This window comes from Polyangium jinanense (genome assembly GCF_028435365.1).
Map to the genome: position 1 here is coordinate 13993 of NZ_JAGTJJ010000039.1, position 20181 is coordinate 34173.

General features: G+C 70.1%; 14 protein-coding genes and 2 tRNA genes. 6 read left to right on the forward strand and 10 right to left on the reverse strand.

The annotated features are described in order from the left end of the window. The first annotated feature begins 31 nt into the window (after window positions 1-31). A complete protein-coding gene (locus KEG57_RS38585; protein ID WP_272459430.1) occupies window positions 32-2782 on the forward strand; it encodes a hypothetical protein in 2751 nt (916 codons plus the stop codon). After that, window positions 2779-3954 (forward strand): hypothetical protein, encoded by a 1176-nt coding sequence (locus KEG57_RS38590; protein WP_272426023.1) that lies wholly within the window; start codon window positions 2779-2781, stop codon window positions 3952-3954. The genes KEG57_RS38585 and KEG57_RS38590 overlap by 4 nt, the downstream gene beginning before the upstream one ends. A gap of 376 nt (window positions 3955-4330) precedes the next feature. On the opposite strand, the gene KEG57_RS38595 is transcribed toward KEG57_RS38590, so the two are convergent. Both KEG57_RS38595 and KEG57_RS38600 read right to left on the reverse strand, forming a co-directional pair. Further along, window positions 4331-5278, reverse strand: a complete 948-nt coding sequence (locus KEG57_RS38595) for a type 1 glutamine amidotransferase family protein (RefSeq protein WP_272426987.1) — start codon at window positions 5276-5278, stop codon at window positions 4331-4333. 123 nt (window positions 5279-5401) lie between these two features. Further along, window positions 5402-7165, reverse strand: a complete 1764-nt coding sequence (locus KEG57_RS38600; RefSeq protein ID WP_272426988.1) for a zinc metalloprotease — start codon at window positions 7163-7165, stop codon at window positions 5402-5404. Window positions 7166-7208: 43 nt separating this feature from the next. On the opposite strand from KEG57_RS38600, the gene murJ reads away from it, so the two are divergent. The 4 genes from murJ (at window position 7209) to KEG57_RS38620 (ending at window position 11631) form a co-directional block, all read left to right on the forward strand. Further along, the gene (gene murJ, locus KEG57_RS38605; protein WP_272426989.1) at window positions 7209-8813 is read left to right on the forward strand and encodes a murein biosynthesis integral membrane protein MurJ; all 1605 of its coding nucleotides are present in this window, start codon (window positions 7209-7211) and stop codon (window positions 8811-8813) included. Window positions 8814-8829: 16 nt separating this feature from the next. Next, window positions 8830-9432 (forward strand): protein-tyrosine phosphatase family protein, encoded by a 603-nt coding sequence (locus tag KEG57_RS38610; protein WP_272426990.1) that lies wholly within the window; start codon window positions 8830-8832, stop codon window positions 9430-9432. A gap of 126 nt (window positions 9433-9558) precedes the next feature. Then, a complete protein-coding gene (locus KEG57_RS38615) occupies window positions 9559-9981 on the forward strand; it encodes a DUF2231 domain-containing protein (protein ID WP_272426991.1) in 423 nt (140 codons plus the stop codon). Between the two features lie 60 nt (window positions 9982-10041). Beyond that, on the forward strand, window positions 10042-11631 hold the full coding sequence (locus tag KEG57_RS38620; protein ID WP_272426992.1) for a L,D-transpeptidase: 1590 nt from the start codon (window positions 10042-10044) through the stop codon (window positions 11629-11631). 909 nt (window positions 11632-12540) lie between these two features. Here KEG57_RS38620 and KEG57_RS38625 read toward each other — a convergent pair. The 8 genes from KEG57_RS38625 to KEG57_RS38660 form a co-directional block, all read right to left on the reverse strand. Beyond that, a tRNA-Met gene (locus KEG57_RS38625) sits at window positions 12541-12617 on the reverse strand. 189 nt (window positions 12618-12806) lie between these two features. Then, a complete protein-coding gene (locus tag KEG57_RS55875) occupies window positions 12807-14129 on the reverse strand; it encodes an energy transducer TonB (protein WP_272426993.1) in 1323 nt (440 codons plus the stop codon). 39 nt (window positions 14130-14168) lie between these two features. After that, complete coding sequence (locus tag KEG57_RS38635; RefSeq protein WP_272426994.1) at window positions 14169-14942, reverse strand: TatD family hydrolase; 774 nt, start codon at window positions 14940-14942, stop codon at window positions 14169-14171. Window positions 14943-14967: 25 nt separating this feature from the next. After that, the gene (locus tag KEG57_RS38640; protein WP_272426995.1) at window positions 14968-17322 is read right to left on the reverse strand and encodes a PrkA family serine protein kinase; all 2355 of its coding nucleotides are present in this window, start codon (window positions 17320-17322) and stop codon (window positions 14968-14970) included. Between the two features lie 21 nt (window positions 17323-17343). Continuing rightward, complete coding sequence (locus tag KEG57_RS38645; protein WP_272426996.1) at window positions 17344-17838, reverse strand: hypothetical protein; 495 nt, start codon at window positions 17836-17838, stop codon at window positions 17344-17346. A 131-nt stretch (window positions 17839-17969) separates the two neighbouring features. Beyond that, window positions 17970-19214: a serine/threonine-protein kinase gene (locus tag KEG57_RS38650; protein WP_272426997.1), complete on the reverse strand. Its 1245-nt coding sequence runs from the start codon at window positions 19212-19214 to the stop codon at window positions 17970-17972. 36 nt (window positions 19215-19250) lie between these two features. Beyond that, window positions 19251-20018 carry a zinc ribbon domain-containing protein gene (locus tag KEG57_RS38655; protein ID WP_272426998.1) on the reverse strand — a complete coding sequence of 256 codons (768 nt, stop codon included), beginning with the start codon at window positions 20016-20018 and terminating at the stop codon, window positions 19251-19253. Between the two features lie 29 nt (window positions 20019-20047). Continuing rightward, window positions 20048-20121: transfer RNA gene (locus tag KEG57_RS38660), tRNA-Ile, on the reverse strand. Between the last annotated feature and the right edge of the window lie 60 nt (window positions 20122-20181).

Sequence of the window (20181 nt, forward strand, 5' to 3'; positions counted from 1 at the left end):
GGCTCCTCGCGCCCGAGCGCGGAGGGAGCCGATGGTCCGCCTGAGCACCGAGAGCACACCGCGCGAGCGACTCGCGCGGATCGTCGTCCTCATGAAACGAACGCGCAGGTATGCGCGGAGCACGATCGCCATTGCAGCGGCGCTCGTCCTCGCGTCGCTCTTGCTCGCGCTCTCCACGAAGCGCATTTACCGGAGCGAGACGACCGTCGTGTACCGCGAGGTCGTCCGGGCGGGCAGGGAAGGCGAGAGCGCGGCGCAACGCGCGGCGCGGCTCGGCCCGCGATTGAAGGAGATCGTCCTCGCGCGTGGCACGATCTCCTCGATCATCCAGGAATTCGATCTTTATCCCGAGCTCGCCGAAAAGTCGATGCTCGAGGCCGTGGCGGAGATGCAGAAGAACGTCTCCTTCCGCGCCCGCACCCAGGACACGTTCGCGCTGTCCTTCTCGCACCACGATCCGGCCACGGCGCAAGCCGTCACGAAACGGCTCGCCGAGGTGATGATCGAGGACTACAGCAAAGACAACCTCACGACGGCCGCGCTGAACCACGATGTTTTGCGTCGTGAGCTCGACGAGGCCAATCGCACGGTCGAGGACGCGAGCCGGGCGCTCGCGCGCTTCCTCGCCAAGCACCCGCAATTCACCTGGGGCATCAACGATTCGCCTTACGCCCCGACAGCGCCGCAGCCGGGCGCGGCGGCCCCGTTCGCACAGCCGAATCCCGCGAATCGCACGCCCCAGGCGGGCCAGGCGAGCCGGGAACGAACGCCCGTGGATCCGGTGCTCGCGCGGCTGTTCCAAAGGCTCGCGCAGATCGACGCCGAGCTCGCCGGTCCCGGCAAGCCGGGCGCGCCGCCGCCGCTGCCGGTGAACGTGACCGACGCGCAGAAGCAAAGGGACGCAGCCGCAGCGGCGCTCGCGGCGGCGGAGACGGATCTCGCCACGAAATTGCAGAAGGTCACGCCCGTGCACCCGGACGCGATCTCCGCGCAATCGAAGGTGGCGCGGGCGCGGACCGCGCTCGCCACGGCGGAAAAGACGCTCGATCTCCTGCGCACGGGCGGGGCCCCGCCGCCGCCGGTCGATGGGGAAGGAATCGAGCCGGGCCGCCGCGCGGCGCTTGAGGAGGAGCGCCGCGCGATTACCGCGCAGATCTCGGCGCGCAGCAAGACGGCCGCGCCGCGTGGGAGAACCACGACCACGAATCCGGCGCCGAACACGGGGACGACGACGGGCACGAGCGTGGGGACGCAGGCGGCCCCCGAGGTCCCGAGTGATCCCGAAATCGTGGAGCTCGAGACCGAATGGCACAAGCTGCGGCTCGATCTGGAGCGGGCGCGAGAAAATTTCCGCAAGGTGCAGGAGAAGGAGCGCGGCGCGAGCCTGACCGCGACGGCCGCGGAAGAGGAGGCCGAAGCGGCGCTCGTCATTGCGGATCCGGCCTACCTGCCGGTGAGGCCGGATCGCGGTCGCGGCCGCGTGTTTTTCGCGGGATCGTTCCTCGCGATGTTCCTCGCGCTCGGGTATGCGGGCTCGCGCGTGCTCCTGTGCGAGACGATCCTCGACGAAGGTGACGTCGAAGCGCTCGGCGAGCCGCCGCTGCTCGTATCGGTGCCCCATATCCCGGAGCCGAAGACGAGCACCGCGCTCACCACGCGGGATTCGTGGGGGCCGCCGCCGCCATCGTCTCGAAAACCCGAAGACACAGGGCCAAAGAGCCGGCCGCCGGACAGCGGATCGATCGAAGTTCGAATGGAGGAGGCGGAAGCGCCCCTCTCCGACGAACCCTGCGTCATGCCGCTCGGCGCGCCGCCGTCCGCCCCGGAGCCCGAGGAGGATCCTCTGCCGCCCAAGCGGATCCGCATGCAAACGCTGCCCTACGGCGCGACGCTCGCGGATTACCTCGCAAAGGCGAAGAGCGAAGCGCCGCCGATCGAGGAGCCTCCGGCCGAGGAGCCGCCGGCCGAGGAGCTTCCGGCCGAGCTCCTCGACGAAGCCGCATACGAGCCGCCGGCAGACGAACCGCCTACCGCGCTCTCGCTGCGGGATCCGAACGCGGGGATGATGCTCGCGCCGGAGGTCGAGGTCGTGGGGACGCCCTTCGACCCGGAAAACGAAGGAGCGCTCGAGCTCGTGCGCGGCGCGCCTCCCGCGGTGCTCGGCGCGCTCCGCGTGCTCCGGCACAGGCTGGAGCAGAAACGCGGCGAGGGCCCGCTCGTGGTGAGCGTGCTGAGCCCAGGGATCGGTGAGGGCAAGAGCGCCGTCGCGGCGCGGCTCGCCATGACCCTGGCCGAAGCCGAGCGCGCGCGGGTCGTGCTGGTCGAGGGCAACCTCGGTCGGCCGCATCTCGCCTCGATGCTGGGTCTGCACGTGCCCGAGGAAATGGGCTTCTCGGCCCAGCTTCGGCGGCACATGAGCGGCCGCTGGGAGCCGTGGAGCGTGCTCCGTATCGGCGCCTCGCTGTACGTGCTCGCCGAGCCGGCGACGGAGGCGGCCTTCCCGACGGCGCTGCATTCGACGTGGTTCGAGGGCGCCGTGCATGCGCTGAAGGAGAGCTACGATTACGTGGTCATCGACGGATGCGCAGTGCTCGGCTCGGGCGACGCGAACGTGCTCGAAGACGTGAGCGACGTCTGTCTGCTCCTCGCGCGCGCGGGAATGACGAAGGGCAGCGAGCTTTCGCGCGCCGCGAAGCAGCTCGGCGACCGGCGCATGTTCGGGGTCGTGCTGAACGACGTGCGGACGGAGGGCGGAGCGCGGAAGGGGAGGGCGAGCGCATGAAGGTGGAGGCCGCGCAGAGAGCCGTGGCGGGGCGGATCGCGCCGTGGACCGAGAAGCTCGCGCCATGGATGGGGAGCTGGGCCGAGGCGCGGCTCGTCCGCGGCGTCGAGCGGCTCGTCTTCGGCGAGGTGACGCGGCCCAAGCACGTGCTCGTGGCCATCTGCGATCACTTCGAGCCTCTCTGGACCGGCGAAGCGAAAGCCCCGGGCGCGGCGCCCCTCTCGCGCGGTCTCGCCCGGGTCGCGACATGGCGGCGCGGATATCCCGCGCTCGCCGCGTCATTCCGCGATTCGAACGGCAGGCCCCCGCGGCACACCTTTTTTTATCCGGGCGACCAGTACGATCCGGCGCTCGTCGAGCCCATCGCCGAGCTCGTAGCGATGGGCCTCGGCGAGGTGGAGGTGCACCTGCACCACGACCGGGACACGCGGAGCACGCTGCGGGAAAAATTCGAGGGGACACTCGCATCGCTCAGCCGCCACGGCCTGGTGCCGCGGGTGCGCGGCGTGGATCGATGGGCCTTCATCCACGGGAACTGGTGTCTGGCAAATTCGCGCGCCGACGGCGCCCATTGCGGCGTGGACGACGAGCTCGACCTGCTGCACGAGCTCGGCTGTTACGCCGATTTCACGTTCCCATCAGCGCCAGACCGGACGCAGCCACGCATCGTGAACAGCATCTATTATCCGTCCGGCGACGTGAAGCGGCGCAAAGCACACGAGCGCGGGCGGCCAGCAAGCGTAGGCGACGGTCGCATGGAGCGGGTGCTCTGCATGCAGGGGCCACTCGCGCTGTCGTTCCGGCAAGGACCAGGGCTGCCACTCAGAATCGACGCAGGCGCCCTGACGGCGCGGGATCCAGCAACGCTGCCGCGACTCGAAAGCTGGATCGACCAGGGCGTGTCCGTACGAGGCAAACCCGAATGGGCATTCGTAAAGCTCTCGACGCACGGCGCACCCGAGCACGAGGCGGACAGTCTGCTCGGAGCCCCGCAGCGTCGCTTTCACGAGGCGCTGGCCTGGCTAGCAAAGCGGGAAGGTTTCCGGGTGCATTACGTGACCGCGCGGGAAATGTACAACATCGCCCGCGCCGCCATGGATGGCCGCCTCGGCGACCCGTTCGAATTCCACGATTACGAGATCCCGCCAGCAGCGCGCGCCTGTCAGGCCTGAGAGAGGGTGTTCGGCAGCGGCGTCGCGCCGGGGTTTCACCCCGGACCCCGACCAGGGGTTGTCCACCCCTGGACCCGGACCAGCGCAAGCGCTGGACCCGGGGTCGATGAACTGCGCAACGCGCAGTTCATCGAACAGGCCCGTGGCAAGACCAGCGACGACGTTGCCCGTCAAGACCGCAGCGGGGGCGTGTCGACTCGAGGCGAGCAGCGCTGCCGTCTTGGTTGGCAACGCCGCTCGTGGTCTTGCCCAGGGCCCGCTGGAAGAACTGCGCATCGCGCAGTTCTTCCACCCCCGGTCCAGGCCGTGCCTGGTCCGGGGTGCAGGGGGCGGACAGCCCCCGCTGGGGTTTGGGGCAACGCCCCAATCTCTCCCCTCAGGCCGACGCAGCTTGCGCTGGACGATCCTGGATGGGCGGGGATGCGAAGATGTCTGCCTGGCTCTCGCTCGGCGGCGGAAGCTCCACGTAGCCGCGGAACTGGGCGAGCATGTTGAAACGGCGGGACATCCAGCCGGGGATCACGAGGGCGTAGGTGCGGGCGAGACGGCGCGGGTCGTCGAGTGTCCGCAGCATCGCCTGGTAGGTCACCTCGCCGTAGGCGGCTTTGAAGGCCGCGGCTTGTTCGGGACGGGAAACCCAGTTCATCACGCCGGGACGATCGGCTTCGGGGTGGAACTGGACCGACTCGACGCCGGCGGTCACGTCCAGACCGAGGATGGCGCGACCTTTGGACATGCCGTCGCGGCTCTCGCGGGCGAGGAGGGAGCCGCCGAGGGATTCGAGCAGGCGCTCGTCGAGGTCGACGGCTTCCCAGCTTCGGTGCTCGAAGGCGAAGAGACGGTCGCCGAAGGGGCGGAGGAGCGGGTGGGCTTGGCCTTCGGGCGTCGTGTAGATGGGCATCACGCCGAACTTGCGCTCGGTGCGGGGCACGACGGCGGCCAGACGAAAGTGCCGCACGACCATCTCGAACGAGTAACAGATGGCGAAGAGCGCGCTCTGGGTCTCGCCTCCGCGGATGGCCGAGTCGACCACGTGGTCCAGGAAGCCTGAATAGTCTGTGACCCAGGGCATCCCGTCGCCGTCGTAGGGGGATCCGGGGCCGCCGGTCGAGATGTACAGGTCGTAGTCGCGCGGGACGGGGTTTTGTGTGTCGCGCGGCGAGACTTCGCCGAGCACGCACTCGAGGCCCGGGTTGTGACGGCGGACGCGGTCGAAGAATGTGGACACGATGCCTCGCAGGCACCGCATCGCCTGGTTGACATGCCCGTTGTTCATGTCGACCAGGCAGATCCGCAAGGGGAGCAGTCGGGGCTCTCCGCTCACGTGCACCAACCTCCGGCCTGGGGAATTGCGATACGACCCATCACGCGCGTGACCTCAGCATCTTCCCCCTGCGTCGTGATTGTCGTAGCACGAAGGCTGAGCGCCGAAAAGACAGCATTTCTGTCACTTTCCACGCAGACTCCAAGCGACCGACCGCACGACCGGATCTCCGGATTGCGCTGCAGTTACAGCGGATTGGCGTGCCTGAGACGGGGCGAAGCGAGCGAGCGAGCGGAGCGCGGAGACGCGTAGATCGGTGCTCGCGTTTTCCTGGGTCGCCAGGGTCTCCGCGAGGGTGATGGCGCGGGCTCGTTCGCCGCCCTGCGCGACGCGGACGTAGGCGCCGAGTGCGCGGGCGCGGATCAGCTCGGAAGCCGTCTCGTCGATGACGAGCGCGCGGAGCTTGCTGGGCGCGGTGGCGCCGGCGATGCGGATGGCGAGGGCCTCGTAGTCGCCTTTGCCGTGCGCGCACCAGACTGCGCCGAGGACACGTTCGAGGGCACCGGGCTTCGCCGGGAGGGGCTTGTTCGGGCGGCGTGTGGCCGCGAGGGCGAAGGGGGGCTCGGGCGCGAGGGGCGACGGAGGCGCGGCGACCTTCTTGCTGGAGGGCGGGAGCGGAGGCGCAGGCTGACCGCCTTCTTCGAGGATGCCGCGGTAGAGCGCGCTGCCGTGGAGGACACGCTTCTGCGCTTCGGTCAGATCGGTCGCGCCGTAGGCGATCGGGAACATCGTGTTCGTGACGTCCGGGCAGTTGTCGGGGTTCGACTGCATCACGGACGTCGGGCACTCGACGGTGTCGCTGAGCGGATCGGTCTCCTCGATGGAGAACTCGGTCGTGTGGAAGAGGCCCGAGAGGTGACCGACCTCGTGGCGGAGGACGGTCGCGTCGTACTCCGGGTTGCCCGAGGGCATGTACGCGACGCCGCTCATGGTGGTCCCGTGGAGCGTGGTGCTGCCCGGGATGCCGCCCGCGACGCCGATGGCCTGGCCGAACTCGGAGCCGAAGCTGCCGATGACGAAGAGGTTCAAGGCCGGCGCGTCGCCGGCGCCCGCCGAGGAGGCGAGCAGGTTCCGGTACTCGTCGTAGTTGTCGACGCTCGTGAAGCTCGCGTCGAGCGGCAAGAAGGTGACCTTGCCGAGGCCGAGGCCCGCGTAGTCGACGAACATGTCGGAGAGGACCTGGTTCACGTAGTTCTGCGTGGTCGAGTTCGGCGCGAGGAAGACGTTCACGTCGACGACGCCGCCGTGGAAGAGGCCGTCCTTCGTGCGGCGGATCCACACGTCGACGTGCGCGCTCGTGACCGAGCCGTCGTCGTCGCCGAGCGCGATGCGCCACTGGCCTTGCTGCATGGGCCAGGCGTTCGCCGCGTCGGACTGCGGGCTTCCGCCGCCGACCCAGCCGTAGTTCGCGAACGCGAGGGTCGACTTGTTCGGCATCGCGTAGTTGAAGATGACCGACTCGCCCGAGGGAGGACGGAGGCGGTTGATGCCGACGACGTCGTTCACGTTCGCCGTGCCGACCACGACCGTGAGGCCGAGCGCGCGGTCGGGGACCTCGAAGGGCTGGAGCGAGTTCAGCGCGATGTCGCCGACGTCGATGTGCTCGAGCGACTGGAGCTCGCTCGGCCCCGCGCCCACGCCCGAGCCGCCCGCGCCCGTGCCGCCCGCGCCACCCGCGCCACCCGCGCCCGCGCCGCCCACGCCGGGGCCTGCGCTCCAGGTCTCGCCGCCTTCGCCGCCGGTGCCTTGGGTCTCCGTGCGGGTCGTCGCGCCGCACGCGGCGAGCGTGACGAGCGCGATCGCGGCGAAAAAGGAGGACCGGACAAGGCCGGCAGACGAGGCTCGAAGGGAAGCCGAGAGCGAACGGAAGGCGGTAGGGGCAAGCATCTTGCGATTCTAGCTTGCGCCTCCTTGGGGTAGAAGCGGGCGCGTGCAGAGCGTCGATCCGGCGGCGACGGGGACGAAAGGCCGCGAGGAAGCTCCTCCGAAGGCGGGAGGCGGCGCGCGCTCGGCGGCGCTCGTGACCGCGGGGATCGTGCTGTCGCGGCTCGTGGGGCTCGTGCGGCAGCGCGTCATGGCCCACTACTTCGGGACATCGGCCTGGGCGGACATGATCGCGGCCGCGTTCCGCGTCGGCAACATCACGCAGAACCTGATGGGCGAAGGGACGTTGTCCGCGACGTTCATCCCGCTCTACGCGCGGCTGCGCGGCGAAGGCAAAGGCGAGGAGGCGGCGCGGTTCGCGCGGTCGGCGCTCGGGCTGCTCCTCGTGGTGGTGGTGGCGGCGTCGGCGCTCGGCGTGCTGTTCGCGCCGTGGCTGTCGTGGCTCGTGGCGGCGGGGTTCGACGAGGAGAAGCTCGCGGGGACGGCGACCATCGTGCGCATCGTCTTCCCGATGACGGGCCTGCTCGTGCTGTCGGCGTGGGGGCTCGGCGTGCTGAATGCGCACCGGCGCTTCTTCTTGCCGTACGCGGCGCCCGTGGTGTGGAGCCTCGCGCAGATCGCCGCGCTCGTCGTGGCAGGGACGTTCCTCGGGCAGCGGGGCGGCGCGCTCGCCACGGCGCTCGCGTGGGGCGCGTTCGCAGGGGCGTTCTTGCAGCTCGTGGTGCTCTTGCCGGCGGCGCGGAGGCTGCTCGGGGGAATTGCGCCGAGGTTCGATGCGAAGGATCCGCACGTGCGGGAGGCCGCGGCGCGGCTGCCCGGCGCGCTCGTGGGCCGGGGGATCATCCAGATCTCGGGGCTCGTCGACACGCTGCTCGTGAGCTTTTTGGGCACGGGCGCGAACGCGACGTTCGGCTACGCGCAGACGATCTACCTCTTGCCGATGAGCGTGCTCGGGACGGGCGAGGCCGCGGCAGCGTTGCCCGAGTTTTCCCGCGACACGGCGGAGGCCGACGTGGACAAGCGGAACGCGGCCGTCCGCGCGCGGCTCGGCGCGTCGCTCGCGCGCATCGCCGTGCTGACCGTGCCGGCGACGCTCGTGTTCGTGCTGCTCGGCGGGGACCTCGTGGCGCTCTTGCTCCAGACGGGGACGTTCGATCAGGAAGCAACGGCGCGGGTAAAACCGCTCCTCGCGGCGTATGGGTTCGCGCTGCTCGGCAACGCGGCGGGGCGTGTGCTGACGACGACGGCGTACGCGCTCGGCGACACGCGCACGCCGGCGCGGTTCGCGGTGCTCCGGGTCGTCGTGAGCACGGCGCTCGCGCTCGTCTTGATGCGGCCGCTCGGCGTGCTCGGCGTGGTGCTCGGCGCGGTGACCGCGGGCTGGGTGGAGACGTGCGCGATGGGGATCCGGCTGTCCCGAGCAATCGGAGGGCTCGGGCTCGGGGCGATTCGCGCAGGGCGGATCGGGGTGCTCGCCGCGCTCTCCGTGGGCGCGGGCGTCCTCGTGCGGTCGATCCTGCCCACGGCGCTCGCGGGGACGACGATCGGCGCGATGTTGTCGCTCGGGACGTTCGGCGCGGCGTTCGTCGTGCTCTGCCCGCTGCTCGGGCTCTTCGACCCGCGTTCGCTTCTCCGGCGCGCGCGGCGCTGACCTCCTGCAAAGGGCGATGGCGCAGGAGCGCCGGGCGCTTCAAGAACGCGAGGTGACGCCTGGCAAGACCCTGCACCCCGCGCTCTTCCACCCTTATCGCGCCGCCTTCTACGTCTTCCTCGCCGCGCGCCGCACCCTGGTCGAGCTGTCGCCGGATCGAGGCTGGCGGACGTGGATCACGCCGGAGATCCTGCTCGGCGGCTTCCTCGTGCCGAGCGACGTCGCCGAGCTCGAGCGGCTCGGCGTGCGCGCCGTGGTGAACGCGACGAGCGAGCTCGTGGAGCCGATCGGGACGCTGCGCGCCGCGGGCATGGACTACCTGCAAATCCCCTGCTGGGACATGAACGCGCCGAGCCCCGAGGACGCGGACCGAGCGATCGCCTTCGTCGCCACGCACATCAAGGCGGGGCACCGGGTCTACGTGCACTGCGCGAGCGGCGTGGGCCGGAGCGTGACGCTCGTCGTGTGTTATCTGGCGCTTCACCGCGGGATGAGCGTCGAGGAGGCGATCGCCTGGATCAGCGCGCGGAGGCGCGTGGCGATGCGCGAAGGGCAGCGGCGGTTCGTGAACGACTACGTGTCGGCGCGCGGGGGCCGGGTGAGCGCGGAGAACGCGTAGTCCGAGGAACGCGTAGACCAGGGAACACGGAGAACACGGGCGCGTCGAGCGCGAAGCACCACGCGCTGGCACGCCCCTTCCAATCGAGGGCTCTGGGAGGCGCGAGCGCCTCCGCCTGGAGCCCCCATGAGAACGATCGCGCACGCTGTCCGCGGGGACGTGTACACGCTGCTCATCGTGCTCCCGCTCGTCTTCTTCGCGATCTCCCTCGGCTTCGACGTCGTCGCGATGCTGTCGGGCGCGCACGTCTGGGGCGTCGCGGCCGCCGTGAACCTCGCGGCAGGGCTCGTCAGCGGTTCCCTGTCGTCCGTGTATTTCGCCCGGGTGCACGACACGTATCGGCCGGGATCCCGGGCGCGGGACCTGAGCTTCCTGTTTCTCTGGCTCTCGATCTGCGCGCTCCTCCCCTTCGTGCTGAGCCTCGTCCTGCGCGCCGTGCACCCCCAAGGTCCGACGCCGCCGGCCAGCGTGGCGCTCTCCATCATGGCCCTCGGCCTTTCGACGCTGGCAGGTTGGCTCGGCGACGAAGCGGCCCGCGAACGGGGGTAAGGGCGAGCTCTTTCGACCAAACTTGGCCCATCGACGCGACCTTTGGCATGCGTCGCCTCGATGCAAGACGATCGCCCCGGCCCGAACCGATCCACGCGCCTCGGGCTCCCGCTCCTCGCCGCGCTCGCACTCGCGCCCCTCGGCTGCAAGGGCAGCAGCGCCCCCGCGCTCGCCAAGGGCGAGCCGACGGAGGAGCCCCCGCCGGACGTGCCGTCGCCGCCCGCCGATGGCCCGAAGCTCATCGTCCTGCAGAGCGGCACCATCGTGTACGACCGGCCCTCGACGAAAGGCCGTCCGCTGGGCGAGCTCCGCGCAGGGGCCGCGATCGCACGCTCCTCGGACGCGTTCACGCGAAGGGAATGCCCAGGCGGCTGGTACGTCGTCCGCCCGCGTGGCTTCGTGTGCGCAGGCGAGGCCGCGACGACGGATCCGTCCCTCGCCGCGGCGCTCCCGTCCGGCCCGGATCTCTCGCGCGCCCTGCCCTACCGCTACGGCCGAGCCCGGACCGAAGGCGTGCCGGTCTACACGCGCTTGCCGATGCCGGCGGAGCAATCCACCGAGGAGCCGGATCTGAAGCGCTACCTCACGAAGCGCGGCTCCCTCGACAGCGAGGTGCTCGGCGCGGCCGCGAACGACGTGCCCCTCGATCCGCGCGGCGTGCCCGCAGGCCCGCCCGTGCTGATGCCCGGCGTCGACGGCGCGGACGCGGTCGGCAAGCGCACGGTGGGCTCGTTCTTCGCGTTCCCGGCGCCCGCCGTCGCGCCCCTCGCGCCGCTCGCATCACGCGTGGCGGACCTGAAGGGCGGCGTGCTGCGCAAGGGCAGCGGCGTGGCGCTCGCGGGGTCGTTCGTGGCGTCCGTCGCGCCGAACCCCGGCGAGGGCCGGCGCTTCGGCGTGACGCCGTCCGGGCAGGTGGTGCCGATCGACCGGCTGAAGCCCGCGCTCGGAACGACGTGGCACGGGCTCGACGTGGAGAAGGTGGGGCTGCCCGTGGCCTTCGTGCACAAGGGCGGCGTGACGGCGTGGAACCTCAAGAAGGGCGAGGCCGAGCCGATCGAGGACGAGGAGCTCGAGCGGCGCACGGCGGTGCCGCTCAGCGGGAAGTTCCGGACGGTGAACGGCGTGCGCTTCGAGCAATCGCGCGAGGGCTACTGGCTGCGCGCGCAGGACCTCGTGGTGATCGTCCGCCGGACGAAGTTCCCGGATTTCGCGAAGGGCGATCAAAGGTGGCTGGACGTGAGCCTGGCCAACCAGACGCTCACGGCCTACGAGGGGCAGAAGCCGGTCTACGCGACGCTGATCTCGTCGGGACGCGACGTGCTGAAGGAAGCGGCCGAGAGCGCATCGACGGCGCGCGGGACATTCCGGATTCGTAAGAAACTGGTAACTGCACCGCTCGACAGCCGCGAGGTGCACGGCGACTTCGACGTCGCCGACGCGCCCTGGGTGATGGAGTTCGAACCGGGATACGCGCTCACGGGCACGTACTGGGGCGATGGGCTGGGGGAGGCGCAGACTTTCCATGCTGTCGCGCTCTCGCCCGTCGACGCGCGCAGGCTCTTCCACTGGGTCGGGCCCGAACTGCCAGAGGGCTGGCACGGCGTGACCGACGCAATGGGCGAAGGGACGACGGTCGTCGTGCGGCCTTAGCGTTCGGGGGCTCCGCTCGGACAAGCCGAGCTACGCCCCCAAACCCCCGAGCGTTCGGGGGCTCCGCTCAGACAAGCCGAGCTACGACTGTCCCGCAGCGTGACAGGCCACCGAGCAGGCTGTGCGTTCCCTGCTCGCACACGATGCGCGCGGATCGACATTGCCCCCGCCCGTGACACCGGACCTCGCGCGCCGCGCCGCGTCTCGCGTCGCCCCGCGCGGCTCTGCGACGCTCCCGACGAAGCACCCCGAGAGGCGCGATTCTCCCGAACAAGCCGCGGGAAACGCGCATTCCCTCGCGCGAAACCCCGTGCGTCACGGCGCGCCGGAGCGAGAGCGAGCGCGCTTCGTAGCGCTCGGCACGACCCTTGCCGACGACCACGCACGTCACCGCGACCTTCGCGAGCAAAAGAGGCGATGGCGGGGGAAACGCGTGGTCCGACGATCGGGTCGCGCCTCGAGACCGCGGTGGCAGAGGGACGAACCATGGCTTCCAAGACGACGACGACGCGCACGAAGAGCGCAGCCAAGCGCGGAGCGACAACGGCGCGTAAAGCCTCCGAGGCGGCGAAGGGCGCGACGAAGAGGACGAAGAGCGCCGGCAAGCGCGCGGCGGCCTCCAAGGCAGGAGCCCGAACGGAAACGGCCGCGCGCACGACGACGCGCAAGGCCGCCGCCTCGAAGCGCCCGGCCGCGAAGAAGGCGACGCGCAGCGCCGCCGGACAGCGCACGACGGCGTCCAAGGCGGCTCCGGCGCGTTCGCCCCGAAAGAGCGCCACACCAGCGCGCAAGTCGGCGACGGGAACCCGGACCCGCACGAGCAGCACCCGCACAACGGGCGCTCGCTCGGGTGCGAGCCAAGCCCGACGCGGGAGCGCTGCGGCCCCCGTGTCGTCGAGCGATTGAACCTGGTGCCGAAGGAGGGAATCGAACCCCCGACCCGGCGCGTATGAAACGCCTGCTCTAGCCAACTGAGCTACTTCGGCGGAAGCGGCGCGCACTATGTCGAGGGACGACGGACCTGTCAAGCGGGCTAACCGTCCCGGGGGCGTCTTTCTCGCGAGAGCGTGGGCAAACCCACGCGAAGGCCGGTGAGGAGGAGGCCGAAGGCGCTGTCCTTCGGCCCGCCGGTCCACCCCGCGAAGTGTCCCGAAAGCTCTACATTTTTCCGCGCGTCAGGGGCGCGCAGGATCCGGGGGACGCACCGCGGGGTTTTTCGCGACGAATGGCATCGACCAGGCGAACGTCGGACCGAGCTCACGGGGGAGCGGCTCGAAGGGAGCGCCGCGCAGGACCGCCTGCCGGCAGTTCTCGTCGAACTCGGGGATGCCGCTCGGCCGCGCCACACGCGCGCTCGCGACGCTGCCATCGGCGCGGATCACGAACGCCACAACGACGGTACCGCCGCGCCCCTCCGCGATCGCCCAGCGCGGGAACGCGTCCTTCCAGAGCGGATGAATCCGCGCGAGCACGCGACGCAGGTAGTCCATGCGGCGCTTGTCGAGCGCATTCGCGTCGAGGCCTGTGCCCTGCCCCGTGCCGAGCGGATCGGCGACGGAGCCGCGGCCCGCGCTGCCGCCCGATCCCGGCGCCGTGGGCCCGTTTTGCCCACCGGTCCCCTCGCCCGGCGCGCCACCGGCGGTGCTCGCGTGCACGATCGACTGGAGCGCGAGCGCGACCTCTTGCTCGCTGTCGACCTTGTCCGTAGGTCGCCCTTCTCGATCCGCGGGCACCGAGGGCGTCCCCGCCGTGACGAAGGGCCGCGCGAGGGGCACCTCGGCGCTCGCACGCGCGTCCTTGCCCGGCGCCCCATCACGCGCGCCGATGCCCTCGGAAGGCGCCATCACGCCCTCCTCCGCGCCGCCCACAGGCCGCGCCGCCTCGATGCCGTCGGGCGGGAGCGCGGCCGCGCCGAGCGCGCCTCCACGCCGCGTGGCGCGGCCGGCGCGCAATCCGCCCGAGGACGGATCGTGCACGGCGTACGTGCGCCGCTCGGGACGACTGCCGGAACGACCACTCGCGAGGAAGGTGAGCTCCATCGGCTCACGGCTCGCGCGTCGGTCCTCGCGCGATGCGCGCGCCTCGCCCGCGTCGATGCGCGGAACTTGCGTGCGATCGATCCGCGAAGGCACATCCGTGACGAGCGCGCGATCGTCCTGCCGATCGGCGAGGTTCGTCGCGCGCGCCGTGGCCGTATCCGTACCGCCGCGCCCTTTCGTGCCCGTATCGGGACGCGGCTCGGCCTCCCCTCCCCCGCGCGGAACGGCGACCGCTGGCAACTCGATGAGCTCGCCGGCGATCGATCCTTCGCTCAGCGTCGGCAGCTCGATCTCGACGACCTCGTCACGGAGCGGCGCTTCGAGCCCTCGCAGCGCGATACCCGGCTCCGCGCGCGTCGCGCGCGCAAGGAGGGCGCCGCCGGTCGCGAGCAGGGCGAGGTGCACCGCGAGCGAGAAAAAACTCGCGGAGACGAGCCTACGTCCGCCTTCGCCCCTCACGCCTCCAGTATGCCTCGTCTCCGCGCTCTTGCGTGCGCCTCACGCGAGGCCGAAGCGCCGGCGCGCGTTCTCCGTCGTGCGCGCCGCGAGCTCGTCGAAACGCTCGCCGCGGAGCTCCGCGACGCGACGCGCCGTGTGCACCACATAGGCGGGCTCGCAGCGCTTTCCACGCAGCGGGATGGGCGCGAGGTACGGGCTGTCCGTCTCGACGAGGATCCGCTCGGGCGGCGCCCACGCGGCGACCTCGTGGATGGCGCGCGCGTTCTTGAACGTCACGATCCCCGAGAACGAGAGATCAAAGCCGAGCGCGAGCGCCCGCTCGGCGAAGGGCCGATCCTCGGAGAAGCAGTGGATGATGCCGCCGACCTCACGCGCGCCTTCCTCTTCGAGCACGGTGATCGTGTCCTCGGCCGCCTCGCGCGTATGCACGACGATGGGCTTCTGGACGCGCCGGGCGAGCGCGATCATGCGCCGGAAGACCTCCTTTTGCGTCTCGCGCGGCGAGTGCATGTAGTGGTAGTCGAGCCCGATCTCGCCCACGGCGCGGACGCGCGATTCGCGGGCGAGTCGCTCGAGCTCGTCTTCCATGGGTCCGTCGAGGACACGCGCGTCGTGCGGGTGCAGGCCGACGGAGGCCCACACGTCGGGACGGCGCGCGGCGAGGCCCGCGGCGAAGCGCGCTGGACCGAGGTCTTCGCCGACCCCGATCACGACGAACGCCTCGACGCCAGCCTCGCGCGCTCGCTCGAGGACGGCGTCTTCTCCTTCGGGAAAGTAGTTGGGGTCGAGGTGGCAGTGGGTGTCGATCAACATCGTTCGTGGACCAACGACGTGCCCGTCAGGTGACGAGCTCGGCGAACCGCGCGCGGAGGAGCGCGCTGCCCGCGTCGAGGGCGCAGCTCTCGCAATACCCCATCGCCTTGAGCCGATCGAGCGCGGCGAGCGCGTGCTTGCGTTGCTCTTCCCGCAGGCTGCCGACGAGGGGCTCGTCGCGCACGCCCTGGGCCGCGTGGTTCGCCCGATCCCGCAGCATGGCCACGAGATCCCGGCAGAGCAGCGCCACGGCCTTGCGGCGCTCGGTGAACACGGCTTCGCGCAGCTTGCGGATCTGCTGCGGGAAGACGACGGCGTTGACGACCCTCTCGCCGGGATGATCGATGGCCCAGGCCGCGATCATCGCGATGAGCCCGCGGCGGTGATCGTCGTGCTTGCCGCGCACGCCGAGCAGGCCCTCGATCTCGCGCATCATGCGCTCGTCGGCGCCCTCGAAGTCGCCGGTGTGCGGGTTTCGGATCTTCTCGCCCTTCACCCAAGCGCCGACGTGCTGCACGTACCGATCGAAGAGCTCGCCGTACCGCGTCTCGTCGACGAGCCCGCTCGCCGAGCGCATCTCCTCTTCGAGCGTGTCGAGCAGCCGCGCGCGCACGACGTCGCGGAAGAGCTTGTGATCATGGTAGCCGCCCGCGAGCGGGCGCTCCTTGAGCCAGTCGTACTCCGAGGTCCGCTTGCAAAGCTCGTCGAGCTCGGTGAGGACGGAGAACGGCGACAAGCAGCCGTGATCACGGCTCTGCGCGGCGTCGAGGAGCAGCGAGCGGATCTCGCGTGGCGAGACGCCCGAGCGTCCCTCGAAGTCGACGGTCGCGTCGGTCTCCTGGTAGAGCGCGCGGATGTTCGCGCGGAGCAGCTTCTGCGAGTCGCCGTCGAGCCGCTCCGGCGGCGTCCCCGTCGCATACGCCTCCATCTTCTCGGCCGCGGTCAGCGACGAGACGATCGGCGCGAGCGCCTCGGGATACCGCTTCGCCTCCGGCTGCCGCATGCGCGTGAGCACGGCGAACTGCGCGGCCACGCGTGTCGCGTGCGGCGCGACGTGTCGCGTGACGAACGGCGCGATCTGCGCGTCGTAGATGCGCTGCTCGTCGAGGTAGCTCCGGAGGTACGGCGCGCGGAGCAACTCGAAACGACCGCGGAAGCTCGGGAATTCGGGGTGCTCGCGGAAGGCGTTCAGGTGAATGTCGTTCGCGCTGCCGATCATGACCACGTTCGTCTGGATCGTCTGCTGCGGCAGGCTCACCTCCCCGGTTTCGAGCGTGAGCTGCAGGTAGCGGAAGGCGTCGAGTGGCCTCTTCAGGAGATCGCTGAACTCGAGCACGCCGCCTGAGGCCTCGACGAGATCGCCGTGCGCCTCGAAAAGTGTCCGCGCCTGGAGCGCCGTGGGCAGCGCGGCGAGAGAACGATCGGCCGTGATCTGCCGTTCGCCTGCGTCGACGCTGAGCTCGGGCCCGATCGTGACCGCGCCCGTCCGATACCTCCGCGAGATGAACCAGCGCTCGACCTGGACGTGCCGCAACACATCGGCGAGCGAGCCCTCGTAGGAGACGAGCAGCGCCTCCATGATCTGCTGGTTCTTGTGCGAGAGTTTGCCGCTCATGAGCCAGTCGGGCGGCGCGTCGGCGATGCCGGCTTCCTCGTAGAGCTTCTTCAAGAGCTCGCGACGCTCCGGCACCGGGAGCAAGAAGAGCGGATGATCCCGGAGCTCGCTCACGAGGCGCGCGTCGATCTGCGTGTCCTCGAGGTGCGCGAAACTCCCGCCGATCGGCGCCGCGGCCCCTTCGCCGCCAAACCCGATCGCGCCGCGTGTCGTCTTGCGGCTCGGGAACACCCAGTGAAACCGGTAGAGCGCGCCCTCGTCGAGCGTCGAGTAATGCTCGAGCGCGCGCAGGACACAGCCGGCGATCGTGCTCTTGGCCGATCCATTCGGGCCGTGCATCAAGACGAGCCGATTGGCGCGACCCTCCTGCACGAAGTTCGAGAGCGCGCGGTAAATCTCGCCCTGCAGCTCCTCGTGCCCGATGAGCGCCGCGTCGCGCCCGTGATACGGGGCCCGACGCCCATTCGCGCCCGACGCTCGCATCGGCTCGGGCTCCCAGGGCAGATCGAAGAGGCGGTACCGCGTGCACTCGCCCCACGGGCGCTTGACCGGGTACGTCCCGAAGTGGTCGAACATGTCACGCACGTACCGGGCGGCATCACGCCCGTGGCGCGCGGGATCAGACGCGAAGAGCTCCAGGTACTCCTGGAATGAGAGCAAGCGCCGCCCCGTCTGGAAGCGACGCTGCATCGAGGTGACCAGGTTGGAAAGCTCGGCCAGCGCGAGCTCGGACCTTCGGCTTGCCCGGGCGTCGGACTCTTTCACCCCGGGAGTTTAGCCCCCGGCTCACTTCACGTCGACGTCGACCTCGAGGTCCAGCTTCTCCATCAAGCAGTTCGCCGCGCTGCACACGCTCATCGAGAGCGTGCCGGCGATCTTCGCTTTGCCCGCCCGGGACGCCACGAACGGCACCTTGAACGATCCCTTCTTCTCGTCGAACGTCCCGTCCTCGCGCTTGAGCAAGGGTTTCGGATACGTGACGCCTTCGGGCGCGGGATCGACGAGCTTGAACTTGTACGGGTACTGATCGTTCATGTGATACGCGCCCTTCGGCACGATCGAGATCTCGAGCGTCCCTTCCTTGCCCGCCGCGTACGGACCCGTCGCCTTCATTTCGACCGCGTACGAATCGCTCTCGGCCTTGGGGCCCTTGGCGACGACGGTCTTCTCCTCGCCGCGCTGCGTGGCGGCTTCGCTCCGGCCACATCCAGAGGCCAGCACGAACGTCAGGCCCGAGAGGACCACGAGGCACGCGAGGGTGGAGAGAGGACGTTGGCGCATCGGAGGCTTCTTCATGAGGACTCGAAATACCACGGCGGTTTGCTCCTGACCACGGGCGGAGGGTCGACGAAACGGCGCAAGCAGCACGGGTTCGACGGAAGGGCCACCCAAGCCATGCACGAGCCCGGTGTTCAGCGCGCGCCGAGCGCCACGATCGCCAAGGCGACGAGGACGACGAACACAATGGCGGGAAAAAGCCAGCGTGGTCGTGTGGTCGGGATGGCGGCGACGTCGTCCTCCGGGAACGCGCCTTGCTCCGATGCCACCGCCGCGCCCGCGAAGGCGGCGTCCAGCGCGCTCAGATCGCCGGCCGTGCCCTGCTCCTCTTCGAGCCGCGCGAGCACGCCGGGAAGACCCGCGCGGATGCGCTCGCCAAGCTCGGCCTGCGGCATCCGCGCCCACGCCACGTGGCTCCCCTCGAGCCCGTACGCGTGGCCGATCCGATCCGCAAGCGCGCCGACCGTGGGGATGCGCTGCGCGGGATCCTTCGCGAACGCGTGATCCATCACCGCGTCGAGCGAGCGCGGCACGCCGTGCGCGCGGCCCACTTCGCTCGGCGGACGGTGCGGACGCGTCATGATGCTGAGCAGGATCTGCGGGCCGGATTTGCCCTCGTACGGGACCTTGCCCGTGAGGCACTCGTACGTGATCGCCGCGAGCGACCAGACGTCGGCGCGATGATCGAGCGAGGCGAGCCCCTGCGCTTGCTCGGGCGACATGTAGAACGGCGAGCCGATCGTCGTGCCGACCGCGGTGATCTTCTTCGCGCCCACGCTGTTGTCGCGGACGCTGCCGAAGTCGAGGAGTTTGACCTCGTCACCGCCGCACAAGAAGACGTTGTCGGGCTTGAGATCGCGGTGGACGATCTTGCGTTCGTGCGCGCCTTCGAGGCCGAGCGCGACCTGCGAGACGAACCGCACGACACGCTCGGGCGGCAGTACGTTCTCGCGGCGCATGAGCACACGGAGCTCCTCGCCTTCGAGGTACTCCATCACGATCACGTAGTTGTTCTCGGCGTCGTGCTCGAACGCGTGCACACGCACGACGTGCTCGTGCGGCAGGACCGCGCTCACCTCGAACTCGCGCTTGAACCGCTCGAGCGCCACCGGATCCTGCGCGACCTCCTCGTGCAGGATCTTGAGCGCGACCGAGCGCTTCTCCTCGCGGTCGAGCGCCTGGTACACGCGGCCCATGCCGCCCTCGGCGATGACGCGAAAGATCTGGTAGCGCCCGCCGCACACCGCGCCGCCGACGCGCGGATCGCTAGGATCCGGCTTCGGCGCGACCTCGTCGATCCCCGCGAGCTTCTGCCCTTCGAGCGGGCAGAAGTCCGCGTCGTCTTCGTAGAGGCGATGGCAGGTGGTGCAGGCTTTCACGCGCCGCGAGGAGATCGGACGAGACGAATCCGAGGATCAGGCGCGTGAAGACGTCGAGCTGCCCTCGGCGGCGTCGCCCTCCGGGGCGCGCACCGGCGCGGGCGTGTAGTAGAGGATGCGGCGGCAGTGCGGGCACTGCTCGAACTCGGCCTGCCGCAGCATCTTCTGGAACATCATCGGCGGGATGGTCAGGTGGCAGCCGAGGCACGTGCCGTCGTGCGTGGCCGCGATCGGGTGCGGGCGCCGCGTGCGAACCGATTCGTACCGACGGTAGAGCGTCGTCGGCAACTTCTTCACCGCGAGCTCGCGCTCCTTCACCCGCGTCGCGCGTTGCGACTCGGCAGCGTCGAGCTGCCGCGTCGTGCCCTCGGCCGTGCCCTCGATCTGCTGCACGAGGGTGCGGTACTTCCCGTCCGTCGCGTCGATCGACTTCTTCGCCGCCTCGGTCGCGGTGTTGAGGCGCTCGATCTCTTCCTCGCGGTCGCGGTGCAGCTTGCGCAGCTCCTCGATCTCGCGTTGCGCGGCGTTGCTCTCGCGCTCGTTCCTCGATCGCGCGAGCTTCTCGCGCGATCGCTCGATCTGCTGCGTCATCTGGCGCAGCTCGACGCTGAGCTCGCTCCGCGTCTTCTCCATCTGCGAGAGCATCTCTCGGTCCACCCGGAGGCGGTCCTCAAGAACTTTCGCCTCCGCCCGCATCCCCTCCAGGCTTCCCCGCTGCTTGCCGATCTGCTCCTCGAGCCTCCGCAGATCGTCGTCGATGGTCGCGAGCTCTTCGAGGGGTGCGATCTGGTCGCGGATACTCACGTGGATGCTCTGCTCCTTGCGAAAAGGGATAGGCCCACCTGGACTCGAACCAGGAACAGCCCGGTTATGAGCCGGGGGCTCTGACCGATTGAGCTATGGGCCCGTGTTCGCCGGATCGCCCTGCAGCGACCCGGGGGACAAGCTAGTCCAACATCGAGGCCGT